At 60.0% G+C, this 6,273-nt stretch carries 4 protein-coding genes; all 4 read left to right on the top strand.

The window, feature by feature from the left end:
• Positions 1 to 159: 159 nt before the first annotated feature.
• The 4 genes from leuB (at position 160) to QMX84_RS25500 (ending at position 6,203) form a co-directional block, all read left to right on the top strand.
• Entirely contained in the window at positions 160 to 1,242 is a 1,083-nt protein-coding gene (leuB, locus tag QMX84_RS25515) for a 3-isopropylmalate dehydrogenase (protein WP_153334799.1), read from the top strand.
• A gap of 68 nt (positions 1,243 to 1,310) precedes the next feature.
• A complete protein-coding gene (gene asd, locus QMX84_RS25510; protein WP_048369010.1) occupies positions 1,311 to 2,423 on the top strand; it encodes an aspartate-semialdehyde dehydrogenase in 1,113 nt (370 codons plus the stop codon).
• 157 nt (positions 2,424 to 2,580) lie between these two features.
• Positions 2,581 to 3,591, top strand: coding sequence for an aspartate-semialdehyde dehydrogenase (locus QMX84_RS25505; protein WP_282365082.1), 1,011 nt, complete (start codon positions 2,581 to 2,583; stop codon positions 3,589 to 3,591).
• A gap of 176 nt (positions 3,592 to 3,767) precedes the next feature.
• Positions 3,768 to 6,203 carry a FimV/HubP family polar landmark protein gene (locus QMX84_RS25500; protein ID WP_282365081.1) on the top strand — a complete coding sequence of 812 codons (2,436 nt, stop codon included), beginning with the start codon at positions 3,768 to 3,770 and terminating at the stop codon, positions 6,201 to 6,203.
• The last annotated feature ends 70 nt before the right edge of the window (positions 6,204 to 6,273 follow it).

Genomic DNA, 6,273 nt, shown 5'->3' with positions numbered 1-6,273 from the left:
TATTTTTTGAAGTGTGGGAGCGGGCTTGCTCGCGAGGATAAACCCCGGTTTGTCTCTTGAACCGAGGCGCCTGAATCGCGAGCAAGCCCGCTCCCACGGTTTTTTTAAAATTTTCAGGATGCGCCTGCGGGGGCATCAACCGACAAGACAGAGGAACACATGAGCAAGCAGATTCTGATTCTCCCAGGCGACGGTATTGGCCCAGAAATCATGGCTCAGGCAGTTAAAGTGCTTGAACTGGCCAATGACAAATTTCAGCTCGACTTTGAGCTGACTCACGACGTGATCGGCGGCGCAGCCATCGACCAGCACGGCGTGCCGCTGGCTGACGAGACCCTGGAACGTGCTCGTGCTGCTGACGCTGTGTTGCTGGGCGCCGTGGGCGGCCCGAAGTGGGACACCATCGAGCGTGACATTCGCCCTGAGCGCGGCCTGTTGAAAATCCGTTCGCAACTGGGTCTGTTCGGTAACCTGCGCCCGGCCATTCTGTACCCGCAACTGGCTGACGCATCGAGCCTCAAGCCTGAAATCGTTGCAGGCCTGGACATCCTGATCGTTCGTGAGCTCACGGGCGGTATCTACTTCGGCGCGCCGCGCGGCACCCGCGAGCTGGAAAACGGCGAGCGTCAGTCGTATGACACGCTGCCGTACAGCGAAAGCGAAATCCGCCGCATTGCCCGCGTCGGTTTCGACATGGCCCGTGTGCGTGGTAAAAAGCTGTGTTCGGTCGACAAAGCCAACGTATTGGCCTCCAGCCAACTGTGGCGCGAAGTGGTCGAGCAAGTGGCCAAGGACTACCCGGACGTAGAACTGAGCCACATGTATGTCGACAACGCGGCGATGCAACTGGTGCGTGCACCCAAGCAGTTTGACGTGATTGTCACTGACAACATGTTCGGCGACATCCTGTCTGACGAAGCCTCGATGCTCACAGGTTCCATCGGCATGCTGCCGTCGGCCTCGCTGGATGCCAACAACAAAGGCATGTACGAGCCGTGCCACGGTTCGGCACCGGACATCGCCGGCAAAGGCATTGCCAACCCGTTGGCGACCATTTTGTCGGTCTCGATGATGCTGCGTTACAGCTTCAACCAGCAGGCTGCCGCTGACGCCATCGAGCAGGCCGTGAGCCTGGTTTTGGACCAGGGGCTGCGTACCGGTGACATCTGGTCGACCGGTTGCACCAAGGTCGGCACACAGGAAATGGGCGATGCAGTAGTCGCGGCGCTACAGAATCTGTAATCTCTCGGGCCCGTTACTTCCTGTTGGTGGAAGTAACGACCCCACTTTTTGTTAAAGGTGTAGTTGCGATGAAACGTGTAGGTCTTGTCGGTTGGCGCGGTATGGTTGGTTCCGTGCTCATGCAGCGGATGCTGGAAGAGCAGGATTTCGATCTTATTGAGCCGGTGTTTTTCACTACCTCCAATGTCGGTGGGCAGGGTCCTTCCGTGGGCAAAGACATTGCCCCGCTGAAGGATGCTTACAGCATTGAAGAGTTAAAAACCCTCGATGTGATTCTGACCTGCCAGGGCGGCGACTACACCAATGAGGTGTTCCCAAAGCTGCGTGAGGCGGGTTGGCAAGGTTACTGGATCGATGCGGCGTCGAGCCTGCGCATGCAGGATGACGCGGTCATTATTCTGGATCCGGTCAACCGCAAGGTCATCGACCAGCAGCTGGATGCAGGCACCAAGAACTACATCGGTGGCAACTGCACCGTCAGCTTGATGCTGATGGGCCTGGGCGGTCTGTTCGAAGCCGGTCTGGTCGAGTGGATGAGCGCCATGACTTATCAGGCGGCTTCCGGTGCCGGTGCACAGAACATGCGCGAGCTGATCAAGCAGATGGGCGCAACCCACGCTGCGGTCGCCGATCAACTGGCTGACCCGGCCAGCGCCATCCTTGATATCGACCGCCGTGTGGCAGAAGCCATGCGCAGCGATGCTTACCCGACCGAAAACTTCGGCGTGCCATTGGCTGGCAGCTTGATCCCATGGATCGACAAAGAACTGCCAAACGGCCAGAGCCGCGAAGAGTGGAAAGCGCAAGCTGAAACCAACAAGATCCTGGGTCGCTTCAAAAACCCGGTTCCGGTTGACGGCATCTGCGTGCGTATCGGTGCGATGCGTTGCCACAGTCAGGCCTTGACCATCAAGCTGAACAAAGATGTGCCAATCGCGGACATCGAAGGCTTGATCAGCCAGCACAACCCTTGGGTCAAACTGGTGCCGAACCAGCGTGAAATCAGCATGCAAGAGCTGAGCCCGACCAAGGTCACAGGCACCCTGAACGTGCCGGTTGGCCGTCTGCGCAAGCTGAACATGGGTTCGCAGTTCCTCGGTGCATTCACTGTGGGCGACCAGTTGCTGTGGGGTGCGGCTGAGCCGTTGCGCCGCATGCTGCGGATTCTGCTGGAGCGTTAATCGCCCCGGTTGCAATCAAAACCCGCGTCTCGCAAGGGCCGCGGGTTTTTTTATCCATGCGCTATTGTCATCCATGGCGCTACAAAGCGCTGTCCGTTGCCTCCACCGGTGGCTCCCGGTACAGTGCCGCTCCCCACGTTTCGCCTGAGGTAGACACATGAACCAGTCCTTTGATATCGCCGTCGTCGGCGCCACCGGCACTGTCGGCGAAACACTTGTGCAAATCCTTGAAGAGCGCGACTTCCCGGTTGCCAACTTGCATCTGCTGGCCAGCAGCGAGTCGGCCGGCAGTTCGGTGCCTTTTCGGGGTAAAAACGTTCGAGTGCGTGAGGTCGACGAATTCGACTTCAGTAAAGCCAAACTCGTATTTTTTGCCGCTGGCCCTGCCGTGACCTTGAGCTTTGCCGCCAAAGCCCGTGCGGCCGGTTGCAGCGTGATCGATTTGTCCGGCGCATTGCCAGCCGACCAGGCCCCGCAGGTTGTGCCTGAGTCCAATGGACATATCCTGGCCGGGCTCGCGCAACCGTTTCAGATCAGCAGCCCAAGCCCTTCGGCCACCGCGCTGGCGGTGGTGCTGGCGCCGCTGCGCGAGTTGCTGGACTTGCAGCGCGTCACGGTCACCGCCTGCCTGGCGGTCTCGGCCCAAGGTCGCGAAGCGGTGTCTGAATTGGCCCGCCAAACCACGTCACTGCTTAATATGCACCCGCTGGAAACCCGGTTTTTCGACCGTCAGATGGCGTTTAACCTGCTGGCGCAGGTGGGCAAGCCGGATGAGCAGGGGCATGTGCCGCTGGAAAAACGCCTGGTCACCGAGCTGCGTGAAGTGCTTGGCATGCCGGGCCTGAAAGTTTCCGTGACGTGCATTCAAGCTCCGGTATTTTTTGGCGATAGCTATAGTGTGTCGTTACAACTGGCTGCGCCGGTTGACCTGCAGGCCGTCAATGCTGCGCTTGAAGCCGGTGAGGGGATTGAGTGGGTAGAGGCCGATGACTACCCGACAGCCGTAGGCGATGCGGTGGGGCAAGACGTGGTGTATGTCGGCCGCGTTCGCCACGGTGTCGACGATAGCAGTGAACTAAATCTGTGGCTGGCGTCAGATAACGTACGCAAAGGCGCGGCATTGAACGCCGTACAACTGGCTGAGTTGTTGATAAAAGACCCACTGTAAAAGATACTTGGCGTCGCTATTTGGCAGGTTTGCCGAGGCGGCGTCGCAGTCAAGCTGCTGTCAGGGCTTACAGATTCAATGAGGCAATGCGCGGGCCGATGACAGCCCTCGACTGTCGTCAGGCAGCAGCTTTACAGGTCTCGTGGGACGAGGCCTGTACCAATAAGGAAGAGGCTATGGTTCAGGTTCGCAAATTAGTGTTAGCAATAGCCGCCGCTTCGGCGCTGTCATCCGGTATGGCGCAGGCGCTTGGGCTCGGCGAGCTGACCCTGAAGTCGACGCAGAACCAGCCGCTGCTGGCCGAGATCGAGCTGCTGGACGTCAAGGACCTGAGCGCTGCCGAAGTAGTGCCCAGCCTGGCGCCGGCAGACGAATTCACCAAAGCCGGGGTGCCGCATCCGGCGTATCTGAACGACCTGCGTTTTACCCCGGTGATTAATCCCAACGGCAAGAGCGTGCTGCGGGTTACCTCCAGCCAGCCGTTGTCGGAACCTTTCGTAAAATTTCTGGTGCAAGTCATGTGGCCCAATGGCCGCTTGATGCGTGACTACAGCGTCCTGCTGGACCCCGCCAAGTACTCGCCACAAACCGCAGCCGCCGCGGCGACAGCTCCAGCTTCTGCAGCCAGCGCGGCTGGTGGGGAGGCAGGGCAATACACCACGTCTGCCCGTGACACCCTGTGGGAAATTGCCGCCAAGGCGCGCAATGGCGGTTCGGTGCAGCAAACCATGCTGGCGATTCAGGCGCTCAACCCCGATGCCTTTATCGGCGGCAACATCAACCGCCTGAAAACCGGCCAGGTGCTGCGCTTGCCGACGGCCGCGCAAAGTGTCGAGTTGGCCCAGTCCAAGGCTGTTGCCGAAGTCGCGACGCAGAACGCTGACTGGCGCAGTGGGCGGCGTACCGCGCCTCGCGCTCAGCAACTGGATGCCACTGCGCGCATACCCGCGGCAACGGCGCAACCCAAAGCTGAGGTTAAAGATGGCTTGAGCCTGGTTGCAGGGCAGGCGGGCAAGGGTGCGGGCAGTGACGCCAAGAACACCAGCGACAAGCTGGCGATGACCCAGGAAAGCCTCGACAGCAGCCGTCGGCAAAGTGCCGAGTTGCAAAGCCGGGTACAAGACCTGCAAAGCCAGGTCGACAAGTTGCAACGCTTGATCGAATTGAAAAACAACCAGTTGGCCAAGTTGCAGGGCGAAGCTCCAGCGCCGCTCGACGCCAGCGCTGCGTTGCCAGCCAGTCTGGTAGGCGAAGCGGCAGACACACCTGAAGACGACATCGCCCCGGCCACTGAAGGTGCGCCGGCAACCGCTGTAGCACCGGCGCCGGGCGATACAGCCAGTGATGAACGCAAGATCCAGGACCTGCTCGCCAGCCCGATGCTGACGGCCGCCGTGGGTGGTGCAGCGGTCTTGTTGCTGTTGCTCTTGTTGCTGCTACTGGTACGTCGGCGCAAGGCCCAGCAAGCGGCCGAGCGCCATGCGCGTATGGCGCGGGCGCTGGAAGAAGAGCCTGAGTTCGCGGCAGACTTCGACCTGCCAGAAAGCAGCTTTGAAGGCATTGAAGTGGCATCGCCGAGCGTTCATCTGGACGCCGCCCCAGCCCCTGCACCAGCACCCGCGCCGACCCCGGCTCCGGCCGCAGTCGTCGCACCTGTACCGCCGGTGGCTGCACCCGCCAAGTCAGGCGCTGAAGTACTGGTTGAAGCGGAGCAATTGATTCAGCAGCACCAGTTCCATGAAGCGGCCGGGCTGCTCGAAAGTGCCATCAGTCACGCACCGCAGCGCAGTGACCTGCGTTTGAAATTGATGCAAGTCTATGGCGAATTGGGTGAGCGTGAAGCCTTTATCGCGCAAGAGCGCCAACTGGTTGCCAATGGCAAAAACTACGCCGAAGTGGCCCAGCTCAAGGTGCGCTACCCGGCCATGGCTGCAGTAGCGGCAGGGATTGTCGCGGCAGCAGTGGCTTTGCAGTTCCAGGCTGATTTTGTCAAAGAAATGATGCGCGACGACCGGGTTGTCGAGCCTGAGCCCGAATTCAAGCTGGCACCCGTGGTGACGCCACCGGCCGAAGAGTTTGACCACGACTTTGACTTGAGCCTCGATGATCTGGAAGCGGTATCACCGACCCAAGTCTCGACTGAGCAGGGTCTTGATGACCTGGTTGAGGCGAACGAGCAGAGCTTCGATGCGGTGCTTCAGCAGCAGGCTGAAGCCCAGGCAGCGCTGGACAAGGCAGCAGATTTTGACCTCGACCTGCCGGATGACTTTGATTTGTCCTTGGCAGAAGAAGCGCCAGCGGTGCCAGACGTGCCGGACAGCTTCTCGATGGAACTGGACAAAGTTAACGCTGAGTTACAGCGCTTGTCCCAAAGCCTGGAAGAGCCGGCGATGGCCGAGCCTTTTGCCGGGGCTGTAGCAGGCGCTGACGAAGAACCGGAGTTCGACTTCCTGTCGGGCGCCGATGAAGCCGCGACCAAACTTGACCTGGCCCAGGCTTATATCGACATGGGCGACGACGAAGGCGCGCGTGACATCCTGACCGAAGTCATGGGCGAGGGTAGCCCGGAGCAACAGGCCGAGGCTATCGAACTGCTCTCCCGCCTGGCCTGACTCCTCCTGTAGGAGCGCGCGTGTCTCCCGCAAGTTTTTAAAATAAAAAAGAAAGCGCGCCAAAGGGGGG

Source organism: Pseudomonas sp. PS01297 (assembly GCF_029959305.1).
In the GTDB taxonomy this organism is placed as follows: Bacteria; Pseudomonadota; Gammaproteobacteria; order Pseudomonadales; family Pseudomonadaceae; genus Aquipseudomonas; species Aquipseudomonas helleri.
This window is presented reverse-complemented; position numbering and strand designations above follow the sequence as displayed.